Source organism: Pseudoalteromonas porphyrae (genome assembly GCF_001298125.1).
Taxonomy (GTDB): domain Bacteria; phylum Pseudomonadota; class Gammaproteobacteria; order Enterobacterales; family Alteromonadaceae; genus Pseudoalteromonas; species Pseudoalteromonas neustonica.
On the sequence record NZ_LHPH01000006.1, the window covers coordinates 18,259 to 36,990 of the forward strand.

General features: G+C 35.9%; 15 protein-coding genes. 10 read left to right on the plus strand and 5 right to left on the minus strand.

The genetic code is table 11. From position 1 onward, the window contains the following. The first annotated feature begins 1 nt into the window (after position 1). The 8 genes from ADS77_RS06790 to ADS77_RS06825 all read left to right on the plus strand — a co-directional run bounded on the left by ADS77_RS06790 (position 2) and on the right by ADS77_RS06825 (position 10,070). Complete coding sequence (locus ADS77_RS06790; protein WP_235575727.1) at positions 2 to 1,075, plus strand: glycosyltransferase; 1,074 nt, start codon at positions 2 to 4, stop codon at positions 1,073 to 1,075. A 10-nt stretch (positions 1,076 to 1,085) separates the two neighbouring features. Then, complete coding sequence (locus ADS77_RS06795; RefSeq protein WP_054453550.1) at positions 1,086 to 2,909, plus strand: sugar transferase; 1,824 nt, start codon at positions 1,086 to 1,088, stop codon at positions 2,907 to 2,909. Between the two features lie 164 nt (positions 2,910 to 3,073). After that, positions 3,074 to 3,394 (plus strand): STAS domain-containing protein, encoded by a 321-nt coding sequence (locus tag ADS77_RS06800; RefSeq protein WP_054453552.1) that lies wholly within the window; start codon positions 3,074 to 3,076, stop codon positions 3,392 to 3,394. Positions 3,395 to 3,403: 9 nt separating this feature from the next. Next, the gene (locus tag ADS77_RS06805; RefSeq protein WP_235575728.1) at positions 3,404 to 4,276 is read left to right on the plus strand and encodes an OmpA family protein; all 873 of its coding nucleotides are present in this window, start codon (positions 3,404 to 3,406) and stop codon (positions 4,274 to 4,276) included. A 1-nt stretch (position 4,277) separates the two neighbouring features. Then, the gene (locus tag ADS77_RS06810) at positions 4,278 to 6,371 is read left to right on the plus strand and encodes an SLBB domain-containing protein (protein WP_054453554.1); all 2,094 of its coding nucleotides are present in this window, start codon (positions 4,278 to 4,280) and stop codon (positions 6,369 to 6,371) included. After that, on the plus strand, positions 6,368 to 7,072 hold the full coding sequence (locus ADS77_RS06815) for an AAA family ATPase (RefSeq protein WP_054204584.1): 705 nt from the start codon (positions 6,368 to 6,370) through the stop codon (positions 7,070 to 7,072). The genes ADS77_RS06810 and ADS77_RS06815 overlap by 4 nt, the downstream gene beginning before the upstream one ends. A 7-nt stretch (positions 7,073 to 7,079) precedes the next feature. Further along, positions 7,080 to 8,543, plus strand: coding sequence for a SpoIIE family protein phosphatase (locus ADS77_RS06820; protein WP_054453556.1), 1,464 nt, complete (start codon positions 7,080 to 7,082; stop codon positions 8,541 to 8,543). A 99-nt stretch (positions 8,544 to 8,642) separates the two neighbouring features. Continuing rightward, a complete protein-coding gene (locus ADS77_RS06825; protein WP_054453558.1) occupies positions 8,643 to 10,070 on the plus strand; it encodes a sigma-54-dependent transcriptional regulator in 1,428 nt (475 codons plus the stop codon). On the opposite strand, the gene ADS77_RS06830 is transcribed toward ADS77_RS06825, so the two are convergent. Further along, complete coding sequence (locus ADS77_RS06830; protein ID WP_054453560.1) at positions 10,039 to 11,070, minus strand: glycosyltransferase family 4 protein; 1,032 nt, start codon at positions 11,068 to 11,070, stop codon at positions 10,039 to 10,041. The genes ADS77_RS06825 and ADS77_RS06830 overlap by 32 nt on opposite strands. Positions 11,071 to 11,090: 20 nt before the next feature. On the opposite strand from ADS77_RS06830, the gene ADS77_RS06835 reads away from it, so the two are divergent. Further along, positions 11,091 to 11,423 carry an Hpt domain-containing protein gene (locus ADS77_RS06835; protein ID WP_054204588.1) on the plus strand — a complete coding sequence of 111 codons (333 nt, stop codon included), beginning with the start codon at positions 11,091 to 11,093 and terminating at the stop codon, positions 11,421 to 11,423. On the opposite strand, the gene yvcK is transcribed toward ADS77_RS06835, so the two are convergent. Further along, positions 11,406 to 12,290 carry a uridine diphosphate-N-acetylglucosamine-binding protein YvcK gene (gene yvcK, locus ADS77_RS06840; protein WP_054453562.1) on the minus strand — a complete coding sequence of 295 codons (885 nt, stop codon included), beginning with the start codon at positions 12,288 to 12,290 and terminating at the stop codon, positions 11,406 to 11,408. The genes ADS77_RS06835 and yvcK overlap by 18 nt on opposite strands. A gap of 169 nt (positions 12,291 to 12,459) precedes the next feature. On the opposite strand from yvcK, the gene ADS77_RS06845 reads away from it, so the two are divergent. Further along, positions 12,460 to 14,403, plus strand: coding sequence for a response regulator (locus ADS77_RS06845; RefSeq protein WP_054453564.1), 1,944 nt, complete (start codon positions 12,460 to 12,462; stop codon positions 14,401 to 14,403). A gap of 31 nt (positions 14,404 to 14,434) precedes the next feature. Here ADS77_RS06845 and ADS77_RS06850 read toward each other — a convergent pair whose 3' ends face one another. From ADS77_RS06850 to ADS77_RS06860, 3 genes are read right to left on the minus strand one after another with little or no spacing between them, the layout of a single operon-like run. Beyond that, positions 14,435 to 15,751 carry a Na+/H+ antiporter family protein gene (locus tag ADS77_RS06850; RefSeq protein WP_054453567.1) on the minus strand — a complete coding sequence of 439 codons (1,317 nt, stop codon included), beginning with the start codon at positions 15,749 to 15,751 and terminating at the stop codon, positions 14,435 to 14,437. Beyond that, positions 15,748 to 17,742, minus strand: coding sequence for a DUF3488 and DUF4129 domain-containing transglutaminase family protein (locus tag ADS77_RS06855; protein WP_054453570.1), 1,995 nt, complete (start codon positions 17,740 to 17,742; stop codon positions 15,748 to 15,750). The genes ADS77_RS06850 and ADS77_RS06855 overlap by 4 nt, the downstream gene beginning before the upstream one ends. Continuing rightward, positions 17,726 to 18,730, minus strand: a complete 1,005-nt coding sequence (locus tag ADS77_RS06860) for a DUF58 domain-containing protein (protein WP_054453572.1) — start codon at positions 18,728 to 18,730, stop codon at positions 17,726 to 17,728. Before ADS77_RS06860 ends, ADS77_RS06855 begins: the two co-directional genes overlap by 17 nt. Positions 18,731 to 18,732 lie beyond the last annotated feature (2 nt).

Genomic DNA, 18,732 nt, shown 5'->3' on the forward strand with positions numbered 1-18,732 from the left:
TATGCACTTAGTACAACATCTTAAAATTGGTGGTCTTGAAAAAATGGCTGTCACTTTATTACAAAAAAGTCGTTATAGCCAAAGTAGTATTATTGTCTCTTTAGAAGGAGATAAAGACACCGCTATAGCTTCGTGGCCTGAACTTGCTGAGCTTAATCAACAAATAATCTGTTTAGACAAACAACCTGGCTTTAAACTGGATGTTGTAAACAAACTAGTTGAGTTAATTGAGCAATACAATATTAATGTTATTCATAGCCATCATATTGGACCAATGCTTTACGGAGGTCTTGCCTGTGTTTCTGCTAAGAATAACCAACTTAAGCACCTATCGACAGTACATGATGCATGGTATTTAAATAACTTTAAACAACGTTTTATTACTAAAGCGCTAAATAGTTTATCAAATGTACACTGGGTTGCCGATGCAAAAGTTGTTGCTGATGACTTCCATTCAAAAACAGCCATTAACACAGACTCAACTATTTTAAATGGCGTTGATTGCTGTAAGTTTTCATCAATTGACAGTGATCATGCACGATATGAATTCAGCTTACCTAAATTTGCAACACTCATTGGATGTTCTGCACGTTTAGAGGAAGGTAAAGGACATAAAGATCTAATCATGAGCTTGCTGGATCTTCCTAGCGATTATCATTTAGTTTTTGCCGGTGATGGGAGTTTAAAAAGCACATTAAATGCTTTGACTTTGAAAATGGGTTTACAAGAACGGGTTCACTTTCTAGGGAACGTTCAGAATATGGAAGTCTTTTATTCCAGTATTGATGTTATGTGTTTGTTTTCACAACGAGAAGGACTGCCATTATCTATATTAGAAGCTATGGCATGTGGTAAACCTATCGTTGCCTCTGATGTAGGTGGTATTCATGAAGTAGTAACTCCAGAGCAAGGTATTCTAGTGTCTGCATCAGAGCCTCATAATTTAGCTCCCGCGTTGATTAAAGCAACAACTCTAATAAGTGGTATGCCAATTCGAAATCATGTTATAGCTCTTGCAGATGCTAAGGGAATGAGTAGCCAATACGATAACTTATATGCAGGTTTGACAGTTTAAGGAATAAAAAATGGAAATATTTATGGTTATCTTCATTTTGTTGGTGAGTATCGTATTATACCACCACTTAGGCTATCCATTACTACTCAGGTTATTAAAACCAGAGCTTGCTTCGCAGCCTCAAGATAAAGCGACAGACAATACTGCGGTAAATACGGATGAATTACCCACTATTGCAATATTAATGTGTGTTTATAATGAACAGGCACATATAAGTGAAAAGCTGCATAACCTTGCTTCTTTACTTTATCCGACAACAAAATTTGATATACATGTCTATTTCGATGGTTGTACAGATAATAGCTTTGATTTAGCGCAGAAGGCTCAAGCATCTCTTTTTGATCAACAAGTAAACTGTTTTTTTCATGTAAACCCAGATAACCAAGGGAAAATTAAAGGTATTAACACCTTAATAAATATTGCTCGTTCACAATACGATATTTTATTGTTTTCAGATGTTAGTGCATTACTAAGCATTGATGCATTAAATAAAATCGCAAACCAATTTGAAGACCCTGATGTTACCGTGACCACCGGGCTATATACACTTGATGAAGCAGCGACAAATGAACAAAAAGGTTACTGGCAATATCAAAATAAACTTAAACAGATGGAATCTGAACGTGGTGCTGTAATTGGAGTGCCTGGTGCAATGTTTGCGATGAGATCTGATCATGCATTTGAGCTTGAGAATGGAACAATTAATGACGATTTTGTCTTATCTATGCGAGCTATGCAAAGTGGCGGCAAAGCAGTCATCGATAAAGATATTGTTATATATGAATTGGACTCGGATCAACAAGCACAAGACTATGCTCGTCGCGTGAGGTTGGGGGCTGGTAACTGGCAGCAAATAAAATCTTTAATGTCATTGCTCAACCCTAGGTTAGGCTGGACGTTTATTAACTTTTTTTCGCATAAAGTACTGCGCGGGGTGATGCCGCTAATCTTAGCTGCAATTTATATTACCGTTTTTTGTGCTGCAATAGTTATCCATGCACCTTGGGCTATATTAATAAGTACTGGAATAATAACGATACATAGTATTGACTTTATAAAACGCCTTTTTAATGTGCAAAAAAAAATCCCTATTGTCGACAAAGCTATCTATATCATCAATAGCTATTTTATGGCGCTCTTAGGTATTATTAAATATGAATTTGGTAGTTTTAATAAGCCATGGCGACGTGTAAATACATTATCGAAACAAAAATTTCCGGTAGTTAGAGTTATTAAGCGAGTAATTGATATCATCGGGTCAATTGTTGGGTTAGTTCTTGTGCTTCCTATTCTGCTTACTACAGCCATCGTTATTAAATCAACGTCGAAAGGGCCTGTGCTATTTAAACAATTTAGGGTTGGTGAAAGCACAGATACATTCGTCTCTTTATTCAATGTTTATAAATTTCGCTCGATGGTTGTTGATGCTGAAGCTGTAAGTGGTGCTGTCTGGGCTTCGAAAGATGACCCTCGGATAACGCCGGTTGGTCGCTTTATTCGTAAAACCCGAATTGATGAATTGCCGCAATTGTGGAATGTATTACGAGGCGATATGTCTTTAATAGGCCCAAGACCAGAAAGGCCTATATTTTACGGTAAATTAGAAAAAGAGATCCCATACTTTTGTCAACGAACATATGGCATCAAACCCGGCATATCAGGCCTTGCGCAAGTAATGAATGGTTATGATGAAACCTTAGAAGATGCAAGAAATAAAATAGGGTGGGATTATGCCTATGTACTCAGTTTATCGTCGCCAATGTCCTGGTTAAAAATGGAAATATCAATTTTAACTAAAACTTTTATCGTTGTTTTTACTGGGAAAGGGCAATAAAGCCGACAAACAAGTTCGCAAAATGCAAAGGATGACTATAGTTATGTTGCATTTTGCGTATTTATTTTCATTCCTTAATCTTTATCATCTATATATCAATAAGTTAAACATTGGCACTTAAGTTGTACTATATTTAATTAGCTAACAACATAAAGGTTAATATTATGACTTCATCAATTAATGCAAATAGCGATATTCAAATTATCGCACTCCCCACAGATTTCTCAGGCCTAACCGTCGATACATTTAAAGATCAATTTGAGCAATTAGCTCACAGTCCTGAACCGCAGATTATTTTAGACTTCTCTAAAACTGAATTTATTGATTCATCAGGTATTGGTGCGATGGTCTTTTTATATAAGCGCATTGAAAAAAATGGACAAAAACTAGCTTTGCTAAACGTATCAGGGCAACCCCATAAACTGATGAGCTTGTTACGTGTAGATAAAACAATTCCATTTATCGAGCAGTCTGACGTAATTTAAGGACAAACTATGAATTTGAAGCACATAATATGTTTAGTTTTAATAATATTAATGGGAGGCTGTGCTTCTTGGCCAGATGAAGGGCAAGGTGGATGGGCTGAAAGATATCAAAATTACCCGTTAACGGATGAACAAGAAGATAGGATCTTCCAATCAGAAGAAACCCTCGTTATTAGTGAATTTGAGCACCAAGTACTAAAACTTGATTTACTTAAAGCTCAAGGGATTCAACAATGCATGCCAGGACAATTGCTTAGAGCACAAATCTATGAAAATCGTATTAGAAGATTAGTGTCTGCACAAATGTGGCAAGACGCAGAGCATGATTTATTAATACATCATCATGCTCTAACACAGTTGAGTAATCATTTTGAAACTGTAAGCAAAATGACATCTTGTGCGGGTGTAAAAGTTGAGGCTCAAGAAAAAGCAACACGGTCAATTAGAGATCAAATTAAAAACCTACTTAACAGTGATAATCAATTTGCTGTTGATGATTTTCAAATTACGCCTAAATACATGGCCCAGCTAGCACAGGCATCAGACTTAATTAAACAAGTTAAAAATATATCACTATTACTAATTGGTCATACTGATGAATCCGGCACTCGGAATGATAATTTTGAACTGGCACTCAAAAGAGCAGAAACAGTAAAGCATTGGCTAGGTATTTATGGTGTGAATCCTGAATACATAACAACCCTAACTCAAGGTAATCTAAAGCCTTATAGTAGTGATGCTGATTCATTTGCTAAACGTCACTCTGACAGAAGAGTCGAAGCGATTGTGATTGATATTACAGCAGATGATGAATCTACCAATCCTAAAGCTAAATCTTTATCTAATTGGACCAAAATATTAAATGGTCCGAAGGAGTATTAGTATGAAGTTTATTGTGATCATTTTAACTATTCTATTGAGCTATTCTAGTGTTTGCTTAAGTAATGAAAATGCTGAAAATAACACTAGAAATATTGAAGTGGGCAATAAATTATTTTTGTATTTACCTGGAGAACCTGAATTCGAAAATGTATTTGAAGTTAATAAAGACGGCACCATTTTATTACCTGAAATTGGTAAGGTGGTTGTTATTAATAAACAAGTAAGTCAAGTTGAAGGTGAGTTAAAAACGCTCCTAAGCGATATTTATGTGGCAATGGAAGATTTTTACGTGGAAGTAAGATCTCGTGACATTATTATCAATGTATTAGGTTATGTTAATACTCCCTCACAAGTGAGTATCCCATTTGATGGAAATATTCAAATGGTTATATCTGCGGCGGGGGATTTAAAACCAGGGGCTCAGTTAGATCGTCTACAAATTCGTCGAGGTGAAGAAGTTATAGAGTTTAATTACAAAGCGTATCTTGATTCTGGTAATAGCAAATTACTGCCGAAACTTAAAAGTGCAGATACAGTATTTGTGCCAGTATCGCCATTACTTGGTAATGTACAAATTGACTTTGACGCACAAACATTAAGTGCATCTGGTGACGCAAGCGATAACAGTGCAATTACATTATTAGGAGAGGTTCATAATCCAGGAAGTTTCTCTTTCAAAGAACAGATGAGCGTACTAGACGCTTTAATGAGAGCTGAAGGGGTAACACGTTACGCTGATGTAACTAAAATCCGTGTAATTAATGATAAAACGCCCATAATTTTTGATTTAAAAGCGTATCTTGATAAACCTAATAATGACACCATGCCTAGGTTAAAATCAGGTTCCACTGTATATGTTCCTATTATGGTTGATGATGTAAATACAACTTCACGCACTGTATATATAATGGGTGAAGTACAAAAACCTGGCGCTTATGAGGCAGCTGACAGCACTAATTTTTTGGATATATTAGCTAATGCAGGTGGACCAACTCGTTTTGCTGAAACTCGACAAATTAAAATATTAACACCTGATGGGGAAAGTATTCTTTTTGACCTTCAAGGTTATAGTGAAGGCTTAACGTCAGTAACAGTACCAGATTTGAACCCAGGTGATGTAATTTTTGTTCCAGAAAAAACAGATCAAAATGAAAAAAGCTGGCTTAAAATCCCACCCAAAAGAGCAATCAAAATTATTGGTGCTATTACATCCCCAGGTCGCTATGAATGGAGCACAGAGATGGACTTCACCGATTTACTAGCGCATGCGGGGGGGCCGACTAAAGGCGCAAACATTAATGATATAAAAATTGTCCGAAATGGTGATGTGACACAGCGCTTCGATTTAGAAAAATACACAATCACAGATGGCCAATTAACATTACCTCAATTAATTGCTGGTGACACAATTATTGTTGAAGAGTTACCCGTCGATCCTGGAAACAATAAGTCACAGTGGATACGTCAAGAATCTAGCAAGTCTATTTATATAATGGGTCAAGTTGGCTCTCCGGGTCGCTACGCATTTAATGACAACATGCACTTTATTGATATTTTAGCTGCGGCGGATGGTCCAAACGCAAACGCTGATCTTCGTAACATTAGAATCACCCATCGAAATGGCAATACAGCACGTGTTAGTAAACTTGACCTAGCCCTGTATTTTGAGACTGGCGATGAAACATTGTTTCCGCACGTTTTACCAGGCGACACCATATTCGTTCCAGAAAAAGATAAAGATTGGTTGCGTACTCCCAAAGAACAAGTAGTTAGAATTATGGGGGCTGTTCAAAAACCTGGGCGTTATACTTTTAATGACACAATGAGTATTCTTGATGCACTAGCCGAAGCTGGCGGTCCTTCAAGTTCGGCATTAATTGATAAAATAGTCGTTGTAAATCACTCTTGCTGCAAGGAGCAATCTAGGGTATTTGATTTAGAAGCTTTTGTTAAAAACCCAAACTCCGTAAATTTACCTGTATTGCGAGCGGGCGATACGTTATACGTACCTGATAAAGGTCAAGACTTACTTAGCCAGTTTAGATCCAACTTTCTTGATTTTGTAACAATAATTGCATTAGTGGTTGGCCTATGAAACTAATTCCTGTTCAATATCAAGAGCTCGAAGAGGTGTGTAATGAAATTAATAGCCACCAAGCCCGATGCATAACTTTTATGTCATTATCTGGCGAAGAAGGCTCATCATCACTATGTGCAAGTATTGCAAGACGTCTTAATGCACAAGGAGCAAAAGTTTTAATCATTGATTTAAACCCGTTACATCCTTTTCAAATAGGGAACTCCTTACCATCTCTTAGCAACGAATGGTGCTTCAGCGATATTTCATGCCAACTGAACATTGTTAAGTATCAGCATGTTGACTTGTTGACGATGCAAAATTTAAGTGAAACTGAATCAGTCAAAAACAAGCAAATATTAAACGATGGAATTGATAGACTAAAACAAGAATATGACTATATTTTACTTGATATGTCACCTGCATTAAAACGAAACAGAGGGAATGTTCCATTGCATGCGCTTAGTTTATGCTCTGACTTAACACTTCTTACAGTTGCTTTAGGTGTGAATGATGAAGAATCATTATGCAGTGCTGTTAAGAATTTAAAACATGCGGCGCATAAACATATAAGAATAATTATTGGCCAGCATAAATTTGCACCACTAGGCGTTAGAATGATCGCTTCCTTAAAAGCAAGGCAGCATAAATGGCCACGACTTACACGTTTTTTAATTAATAAAATTAACCGCCAGCAATGGTTATTTCATCCCTATTGAGCCAATTATGGATACATTATATCAACGAAAGTTCACATTACAGTGGTCAGCAGTAAGCGAAATACGCCAAGTACTTAAACATGTTTTAACTGCTTTATCGGTACGTAATAGCGATATAGATTCTGCAGGTTTGGTGAGTACGGAATATTTAACAAATCTAATTCGTCATAATATGAGTGATGTAATAGAAAGCCTGACTTTAAAGATATATCGCAGCGATGATAAAAAAATTACTTTAGAGTTCATTGATAATTTAGAGCCATATGATTTATTCGCTAACAATGATTCAAACTGGGATATAGGGAGTTGGGAACTTGTTGAAGGGGGCATGGGAGTTGCTCTTATAAGGCATTACTATCCTAAAGCGTCATATCGTAATTATGAACAATACAATTATTTCTCATTTACATTACAGAATATAGATAAGCGTCCTACGCTTATTTATATAGATGATGATAAAAGCCAACTCGCTTTGTTAGAGGCCTACTTAACACCTTATTTTCAGGTTATCACCTGTCTTGATATTGAATCAGGTTGGCAAGCAATTTTAACATCGGGCGCCACTATTTTATTACTCGATCACAAGCTAAAACAAGGCACATGTGAGCCGCTGCTAAAGAAATTAAACCAATCAAATTTAAAAATGCAACTATCAGTAGTGATGCTTACAGGGGATGATAGTGAAGAAGTTATAAGAACAATTAATCACCTTGGTGTTGATGATTACTTAATTAAGCCAGTAAAAAAGATGCGCCTATTACAAAGTATTGAGCGCGTTATACATCGTTTCTCGGCTTTAAAATATTATACATCCGATAACCAAACACCAGCAGTAATTGATATTGAAAATAATAGAAAAGCCCGTGTTTTTGGTTCAATAACGACCAATAATGGGGGGGATTTTTGTATGCTACCTGAACATGAACTACAGCCAATTGTATTGGGTGATATGATGGGACATGGCCTTCAGGCACTAAAAGAAAGTTTTGCTGTTAAAGGGTTCATAAGTGGTTATTTATCTAGTAATCCATCTCTTACCTCATTATTACCAAGTTTAAACAAAGCGCTTTATGATCAAAAAATATGTAAATCAAGCATAGTTACATTACTGATCGCCTTTATTAACAATAATCGCTTTTACTGGCTAAATGCAGGCCACCCATCACCAGTTATAATTACTAAAAAAGGGGAGATAATTGATTTAAAAGGCACAGATCCATTATTAGGTTTGTCAAAAGATCATCATTATAAGTTGTTTGATTATCCCATGGACGATATTGAGCATATATTACTTTACACTGACGGGTGGCTAGAGAATAGAGAAACTCAGCAAGATGATATTACTTCACTGCGTGTAAATTTGCCTGGGGGGGAATTAGCGCATAATGAATACGCAGAACAGCTTTGGCGTAGTACACAAGTATCGTTAACAAAAGAGATAGATGATGCGTCTTTGATAGTAATTAGCTAGCATTTTACTATTAGTGTTTACAAATCTACCTAATACACACTAAGCTGTAGTAAGAGATCCTATATTCTGTAGTTGGTTGTAACCAAAAGGAAGTACTTTATGCCCCCTAAAGTTTTAATAATAGAAGATACAGAATCTTTAGCACTTATGTACCAATCTTATTTAATTCCGACAGGTGTTAATACAAAGATTGCTCATACGGGTCAACAAGCGTTGGATGCCCTCGATGAATTTCAGCCTGATTTAGTTATTTTAGATGTAATGTTACCTGATATGAATGGCTTAGATATTTTATCTTCTTTTAGTACGGAAAATTCACCTCAAGTTATTGTGTTAACTGGCCATGCGACAAAAGAAATGGCTATACAAGCGATTAAGTTAGGTGCTAGTGATTTCTTAGAGAAACCTATTGAAGCAGATCGTTTTCGAATCACAGTTAATAATGCATTAAAGTTAAAAGCATTAAAACAAACAGTCAAAACTTATAAGACAACTTATGAAAATGGAAAATATTTCGATTTAATTGGTAGCTCTCGTGTTATGCAATCTGTTTATCAGATAATTAATTCGGCATCGGTAAGTAAAGCAACGGTATTTATAACTGGCGAAAGTGGAACTGGTAAAGAATTATGCGCAAAAGCCGTACATTTAGCATCGCCTCGATCAAATAAACCTTTTGTAGCGTTGAATTGTGCTGCAATACCGAAAGATTTGATCGAAAGCGAAATTTTTGGCCATTTAAAAGGTGCATTTACCGGCGCAATATCGAATAGAGAAGGTGCAGCTGGCCAAGCGAACGGCGGAACTCTATTTTTAGATGAACTTTGCGAAATGGATATCAATCTGCAGAGTAAATTATTACGTTTTATTCAGACTGGATGCTATCAACAAGTTGGCAGTGAGAAAGAGACAAAAGTAGATGTACGTTTTGTTTGTGCAACGAATAGAGATCCATTGCTTGAAGTAGAAGCTGGGCGTTTTAGAGAGGATTTATATTATCGCTTACATGTAATTCCAATTTCATTGCCACCTTTAAGGGACCGTGAGAATGATGTAATAGAAGTTGCAGATGCATTATTTAAAAAGATCAGTAAAGAAGAAGGTCGCGTTTATAAAGGTATGTCTGCTGAAGTTAAAAGCTTATTTGAACGCTATGAGTGGCCTGGAAATGTAAGACAACTCGAAAATACTATTCGTAATATAATAGTCTTGAATAATGCCGAGTTTATTGAAATAAGTATGATCCCAATTTTTCCATCTACATCGCCTATTCATAACGCGGTTAATAAGCTTAACAGTGTTTCGCCTTTCAATCAGCATGAGCACATAAATGAAGAGCTAAACAAACCGGCAAAACTAAATGATAAAAACCAGATAGAGCCGTTATGGGTTGTGGAAAAACGCTACATCGAAACTGCAATTTCAATTTGCAATAACAATATCCCAAAGGCTGCTGCATTGTTGGATGTGAGTCCATCGACTATTTATAGAAAAATTAAAGGCTGGGAAGAGTCCGCGGTAAGCTAGTTTTATACGCCTGTTGTAATAAGTTAAATTGTAGATCGCCACAAAAGCGCGGTTTAGCTGATATTAATGCTGCGTTTTTTATTTTATTAATTTCCACTGAGCTCTGCTTGCTTATTAAGTTCAATACTCGATACATCTCTTGAACTGTATGATTCTTGAGTAAATAACCAGTAATGTTATTTTCAATAATGTTAGGTACTTCACCAACTGGCGTACTGACTACGAGAACATTATTGGCAATGGCTTCAATCAATACCATAGGTAAACCTTCTTCCAAAGAACAAATTAATAAAACATCGATAGTTTTCCATATTTTATCCTGGGGTTGTAAGCCATGGTAAGTTAGATAGCTAAGGTTCAGTTTGTCTTTCATTGGGCCTTCACCAAATAGATGAAACTGCACACCTAAGTTGTTTTTAAACATCTCTGAAAGTTGAGTAAATTTATCTGGTGCTTTTTCGTAAGATAAGCGCCCAACATAGCCAATATTCAAAATGCCGCCATTCATTTTTTGTACGTTAGATGACTTAAATTCAATAAAATTTTCGAGTAATTGTGCTTTATATATTTTGTTTTTTATAAGTGAAGATACAGCAAAATTGATGGAAAAATAGCTCATAAGGGTATCAAACTGATTATATAACCATACTTTACCTTTACCAGCTTCTCCTGCATGATAGGTAGAAACACAGCGCTTACCATGTAATTTGCAAATTAACTTACCGTATATACTCGCTTTGTAACCATGTGTATGTAAAACCGTATTTATATCTATTTGATTTACTAATCTGGCTGTCGTAGTGTAGCTGCCGTCCGAAAATGTATAGCTGATGTTAGCGTCATCTAGAAGCGCGTAAAAAGGTTCATTGTTATGATCTTGAATAAATAAAACTGTCGATGTTATCTGGTTTTTTTTTAAAAGTTTGTTAAGCTCAATTATATGGGTTTCTACACCACCTAACAGTGAAGAATCTATTAACAACAACACTTTATAATACATAACACCTCCAAGGAGTAGGAATGATCGATAACACTGTATTCTCGCAGCTCGAACAAGATGTTGGCCCTGAACTGGCAAAAAAATTATTACAAGTCTATGTTACAGAGTCTAAAAAAGTAATCGATAACCTAATAGACCCAACAAAACAGCAAGAAATAGAAATTAATGCGCACAGCTTAAAAAGCAGCAGTCTAAGCTATGGTGCGCTCGAATTAGGCAAGCTTTGCGGCCAAATTGAGGTCAAAGCAAACGAGCGACAATTCGACTCTCAATTAAGCAACCTGATTTCACAAGCTGAGCATCAAAGTATTACCACCTTTAAACACGCAGAGCGACTAATTAATGGTAGTTGATGTACTGTGATCGTGCATAGGTATCTTTAGAATCTCTGAAAATACCTGACTCAGCTGGCTAATATCATGCTGTTGGTCGTTTACTTTAATTTCTTCATTAAAATGGAGCAAAATATCGTTAATTGCTTCCGCAGAAATACTTAAGTCACAAAACTGATAATCAAGTTGGGTTTCTAGCCAGTCTACGCCATTTAATGGTATATTTTTCATAACACTTTTTTCTGTAGTGATGTTTTCAATAAATATTCTGCATGCCGATGTTTTTTTAATTGCATCGGCTATTTCAGGAATTAGCAAAGAAGGCATAACACTTGTTATTAAGCTACCTGGACCAATTAGAACAAGATCAGCTTCCATAATTGCATCTACTGAGCCTGGGGCTGCTTTTATGTTTGATGACAAACTGATGGTATTCGGTATCTCTGTAAGAGCATCTATTTCACATTCACCGACTATACGTTCACCGTTTTGTAGTGTTGCGACTAAATCTGTTGGTTGATCTGACATTGGATAAATTGTCTCAGCATTTCCTAACATTGCATTAAACCAAGCTACCGCTTCAGTTGGTGATTCTGTCAGCTGAGTCAGCCCTAATAAGGTTAAGTTACCAAGACTATGGCCATCTAATTCACCACCATCAAACCTATGTTTGAAAATAGAATGAATAAGAGACTGATCATCCGTCAATTGTAAACAACACCTACGAATATCGCCTAATGCTACACATTTTTGGGCCTCTCGTATCCGTCCAGTGCTACCACCATTGTCTGTAGTAGCAACAATTGCTGACAACTGACTGCATAATGGTCTTATTGCACTTAATACCTGCGCTAAACCATGGCCACCACCTAAACATACTATCTTCATAATTTAATCACCTTAATAATGTTGTTTATATACAGCATTATTTATTCCATGATTAAGTTACTTTGTAAGCTAATGAAAATTAAAGAACAAAATTATTAAACTTAGTGGATAAAAACAACAAGAGCATCTATATTTGCAATGTGCAATGCATATTATAAATAGGTGATAAGTGCAAATAAAAAACAACTATAGCTCAAGTAGACTCAAAGACGATTTAGCACTTTTAACAACCAGCAAGGATGAACAAGATGCATATGACAACTTAAAAAAAATTCTTTGTAATTATATAGATTATGATGAGTGTGCCATATTAGGAAAACAAGGTAACAGCTACTCTGTACTTTATAGTAATTCTACCGTTCTTAAGGTTAATGATTTAATAGATAGCTCCGAATTATTTTATCCAAAAGGATCACGAATAAAAGCTGACGCTGTGAAAGTTAATGCACTTTATGAGGTTACACATCGTGATTTTTTAGTCTTTACTTGTGTATTAAAAGAATGCTGGTATCAATTTATTGAGCTTCAGCTTATCGACATTTTATTGCAACAGTTTTTTTTATTTATAAAGCACTCTGCAAGTACAAAAGTAAAAATGGATATTTCACAATCCTTGCTTCGAGATTACTCACTACGCAGCGACTTATTTAAAGATTTTGCAAGTGAGTGGTTCTGGCGTACTGATACCAAAAATATATTTTTAAATGTACTGAGCAATGATAATTATCATAAGATTTATCATAAAAAATTTACTAATAAAACCTTTGATGGAATTGTGACTGGAAATGAAAAAAAACAGCACAAAAAATGGCTTCAGTTTAATCACTTATTAGTGTGTAAAGAGGAGTTCCTTGACTTCGAATTCGAGATAGATAGCGACCCAAATGCATGGGTTTCCTTAAGTGGAAAGCCACAATACGATCAGCAAGGAAATTACATCGGCTATTTAGGTATCGCTAAAGATATAACCGTTGCTAAAGATAGAGAGCAAGCTCTGCAGCAAGCCAAAGAAAGAGCCGAAGAAGCGAGCACAGCTAAATCTCTTTTTTTAGCTGTGATGTCTCATGAAATCAGAACACCCATGAATGCTATTTTAGGAATGCTAGAGCTGCTGTCAGATACTGAGTTGACCCAAAAACAAACACGTTGGTTAAACTACGCCAATAGTAGTGCAGACTTATTATTAGGTATTATTTCTGATGTCCTTGATTTTTCAAAGATAGAATCAGGAACCGCAGAGTTGGAGCTTAGACCTACGAATGTTGCATCATTAGCAAAAAATATTGCGGCGCAATTTTTAATTACCGAGAAATCTTCATGTATTGTTTTTAATACAGATATCTCACCTACACTACCTAAACTCGTGTTAATTGATGATATTAGATTAGGACAAATTTTATTTAATATTCTAGGCAATGCGTTTAAATTTACAAAAGTAGGTACTATTCACTTACATGCATTTTGTGCTGAGAACTATTTAAAGTTTGAGGTGAGTGATACTGGACAAGGTATTTCTAATGATAAGATAGATTCAATTTTTGATGCATTTAATCAAGCTGATAACAGCGTAAACCGAGGGCAACAGGGCATAGGCTTAGGCCTAACCATAACGAAGAGTTTGATTGAATTAATGAATGGAACTATTAATGTTGATAGTGTTTTAAATATAGGAACAACTTTTTCAATTAGCATACCTTACCAGATATATGAAGAAGTTGACCACAGCACAGATAAGGAGTTCACATTAAAGTCGCTGTCTATTTTAGTCGTCGAGGATAATACAACAAACCAAGTTCTTGTTAAGGCCTTTTTAGAAAAGTTAAATCATGATGTTACACTAGCGGATAATGGGCAAGTGGCATTAGATAAATTAAATGATCAGCAGTATGATTTAATTTTAATGGATATGATGATGCCTATCATGGATGGGATAACTGCGACAAAAATAATTCGCAATAAATTGGGGCTAAATATACCTATATTTGCCTTAACTGCCAATGCATCTAACCAAGATAAGGTGACTTGCTTAGATGCTGGAATGGATAAGGTGCTTACTAAACCTATACGCTTTCATGATTTAAATAAAGCGCTCAAGACGTACTTTACTCAGTAATATATGATAACGGTACTATTTAAGGAACTTACTATAACAACATGGCTGCAATCCAACCAAATATAAGAAGTGGAATATTAAAGTGAATGAAGGTTGGAACCACTGAATCCCAAATATGATCATGTTGTCCATCAACATTCAAACCGGATGTTGGCCCAAGTGTTGAATCTGAAGCAGGCGAGCCGGCATCGCCTAAAGCACCGGCAGTTCCCACTAATGCAGCTGTAGCCATAATTGAGAAATCTAACTCTAAGCATAAAGGAACAAATAAAGTTGCAATGATTGGCACGGTCGAAAATGAACTACCAATTCCCATTGTGATCAATAAACCAACAAATAAAATTAAAGCAGCGGCTAATGGTTTATTTCCATCTATAATAAGGGCTGCACTTTGAACTAAACTGCCAACATCCCCCGTTGCTTTCATAACAGCAGCAAAACCTTGAGCCGAAATCATAATAAAACCAATCATGGCCATCATAGCAACACCTTTACTAAATACGTCGCTATTTTGTTCCCACTTAACCACCCCGAATAAACTAAAAATCATTACACCAACAAGCCCGCCTAATATCATCGAACCACTGACATTTTGAGCCAGAAGAGAAGCTAAAACAGCAGTGACACCCACGATCAAAACTTTTTTAGGATGCTCTATAATAACGTTTACTGCATTTTCTTCATCTTGTTTATAAATACGGCGCTTTTTATAACTGAAGAACACCGCAATGAGTAAGCCAAAGAGCATACCGCAAGCCGGTATAATCATTGCCATTGGCACTTGGGTATTAATAATTTCAAGGCCATTATCTACAAGATTTTTATGCAAAATAGAATATAAATAAATACCACCAAATCCATAGGGTAGAACCATGTAAGACGTCGCTAGACCGAATGTCAAAATACATGCAATTGCGCGTCTATCTAGTTTTAATTTATTAAATACCACAATAAGGGGAGGTATCAAAATTGGGATAAAGGCTATATGAACAGGTACAAGGTTTTGTGATGATATCGCGCAGACCAATATGATAAATAAGATAAAATAGCTAAGTAGATTTTCACTTTTGCCGCTGTTATCGTTCACTTTTTGTAATAGTTTTGCTGCTAAAATCCTTGTTAATCCAGATTTAGATATTGCAACTGCAAATGCTCCGAGCATCGCATAGCTCAAAGCTATTTCTGCGCCGCCAGAGAGGCCAGCATTAAAAGCATTCAGTGTATCCGTTAACCCAAGACCCGCAGTTAGGCCTGCCACAAGAGCACTTAAAGTCATTGCAACAATCACATTCACCCGCGCTAAAGTTAGGCCTAGCATCAAAATAACGCCAATTACGACTGCATTCATTGTTTTCTCTTTGTTTTTGTTTTAATTAATTTTACCAGATCTGAGCTTCGTTTTTTACGATAAGCGCTAAATACTAATTGGCGATAACGGACATCACTATATAGTTGCTTGAACTGCTCTATATAGTTGCTTTTTTCAGGAAGTGCATATGAAGCGCGTTGTAAATACAGTAATGGGGTCTCATTTGACTCAGGTTTAATATTTTTTTTAATAAGCCATTGCTCTATTTTCAGATAATCATTAACAATAGGATGGGTGGATGACTTAGATGAATAAGGCCAACTTAAATAAATAAAATAGCCAATAAATATCAAGGTAACAGTTGCTAACGCTATCAATGCAATTTGCCAAAGCTGCTTATTACCAAAAATGTCTTTTAGGAAAGAAGATTGCTTTTGTTGATCAAAGCCTAACACCCAGCTTGTCCATTGATAATCGAGGTTTTCAAGTTTTAACCTTAACCAATTAAATCCGGCAATATTACTTAAACGCAGTAAACCAAACCCTAGATTACTGGTAAATTCATCACTAAGTGATTGATGTTGCGAGAGAGAGCCATTTAATCGTTCTGGTGAAACAACAGCAGTAGCATCAAAAATGGTCCAACGATTTTTGATATAAACTTCAACCCAAGCATGCGCATCATATTGGTAAACACTCATATAACCACTTTTTATATTATATTCACCACCTAAATAACCGGATACAACACGTGCAGGTATGCCTATAGATCTAAACATAAATGCAGCAGAACTCGCGTAATGCCCGCAAAATCCGCGCTTATTCGAGAATAAGAATTGATCGAGCGTGTTATCTCCAGTCATCGGATCCGGTGTTAAGGTATAGCTAAACCCATTACTGGAAAAGTAGTTATACATTGCACTGTAAAAGCGTTGTGGATCATTGTCATTAGCAGAAAATAAATTTTTAGCTAAAGATTGAGTCTGCTGGTTTGTATTTTCGGCTAAATCAATTTGTATATTTTGCAAGCGTTGCCAGCGAGATATAGGCATTGATGATAGTGGGGCGCTTTTAACGCTGTAATTTATACTGTTGCTTAAAAATTGGCTACGAAGTAATAGGCCATCTTCAGTAACTTTAATATCGCCGTGCTCAGAGGTCGCCACTGCTAATCCATATAACCAAGGCTGCGAAGACGGTTCTGCGAATATCTGATAGCGCTGTAATGACTCATTCGCTACATTATGCTTAATCGGTTTATGAGTTTGTGTTTGTTTTAAAGTATCAGATATCAGCCACGTTTTACCATCAAACTCATCATGGATAATTGCCCGCCAATAATAGGGGCCTTGTGGTGGCTTTTCATCATTAAATTGAGCTCTAAAAACGAGTTCATCTGAATTTGATAGCTTAGCAATATCGAAAGGATTTACGCTTTCAGACAAACCTGTTTTAGCCAATTTAGGTCCAGGCAATTGCCAAAAAGCGGGAAGTTTAGGTAAAAATAAGAGTAAAAAAACAGCGATAGGTAATGCTAAAAGCAGCAATTTAGCACTCTTTTTTGATGCTACTTTCAAGTTATGCTTAGATTCAATAAGGGCTAAGACAGAAAAATTTAGAATATAAAGTGTACTAATTATCAAGGTAGCTAAAATACTTTGTGAGAATAAATAAACGGTAGATAAACTAAAAAAGCTTAGCAATGTGATGGTTTGATAATGCTTTTTAGTTGTGGCTTGCAACAGTTTAAACAAGCTAGATAAAATGAGCATTGCGACAAAAAGCGTAACGGTATCGCTAAAACCCACATCATAAAAAAGTACAAATAAGCTCAACGCTGCAAGTATATTCGCAATAACAGCGTTAGGTTTATTTCTATTGGATAGAATGGTTACCCCATTCCAGATACATAAAGCCACTAATAATGAATTGAATACCGGTGGCAACTCCGGAAAAATAAAACATAAAACCACGCTGTAGATGACACAAAGCGATAAATTGATCGCTTTGTGATTAGGAATTATGTTCATTTTCAGCCTTCGTCAAGTTTGAAAAACGACTAAGGGCTTGTAAGCAATTTTGCATATGCTCTTTACCTTGGCTAATGGAATAGTGTGTTGAGGCTAATTGTAATCCAAAGGGCACACCTGAATCATGCGCGTTGCTAATTAAAAAACTTAATTGTTGTAGCCGAAATTCGGTACTTCCTTTAAGTTGGTTAAAATCAAAAATTTGGCTGTCGGATGAAAAGCTAACAAACTCCTTCATCATAAGCTGTTGAGTTTTTGCATAATGCTTCCAAGAAATTCGTTGCATCCCCATGCCAACTTGATGAGTGATTAAACTATCAAATTCATCAGCACCATTTAGATGTTTATTATTCCCATCATTGGGGGTTTGATTATTTGTCACTACAACGTCTTGCTGTGGCTTTTGCTGTTTGGGATAAACAAAAACATTTAACGAAACCTGCATATAACTCCAGACTGATACTAAGCCAAAAGGGTAGCGACTTAAAAACTTCAAACGATTAAGTGAGTATTCGCCTCGTGTATTAAGGCCTAAGTCTAAGTGAGTTATGCATTTTTCAGAGGTAACTTCATCAATTGTAGAAAGCAGTTTACCTTCGTAAAAAATCTGTAGCGCTTGGCAATTTTTTTCAGTATGGATTTGTAAAAGGAGTAAAGCAGAGGAGGGAGCATAACTAGAAATATTTTTTATATATTCAACGGTTAACCCTTTTGCATTACTGTAAGCCATTAATAATGAAAGTACCATAACAACGAGCATAAGATAAGCCATTGCTAGTATTAGGTTATTTTGATAATTAATACCAAGCACAAAGTTAAGTAACGTTACTAATAAAAAACCAGCCCCCATTTTAGAGGGCAAAATATAAATAGTATTATGTTTTAGTATTAAACGCTCGGTGTTGTGTTTTTTCTTTAGCAATGCTTTAAATACAACCGCTTTTAGTTTATACCAAATTGAAATACGTTGATTTTTTTTATTCTTCATAA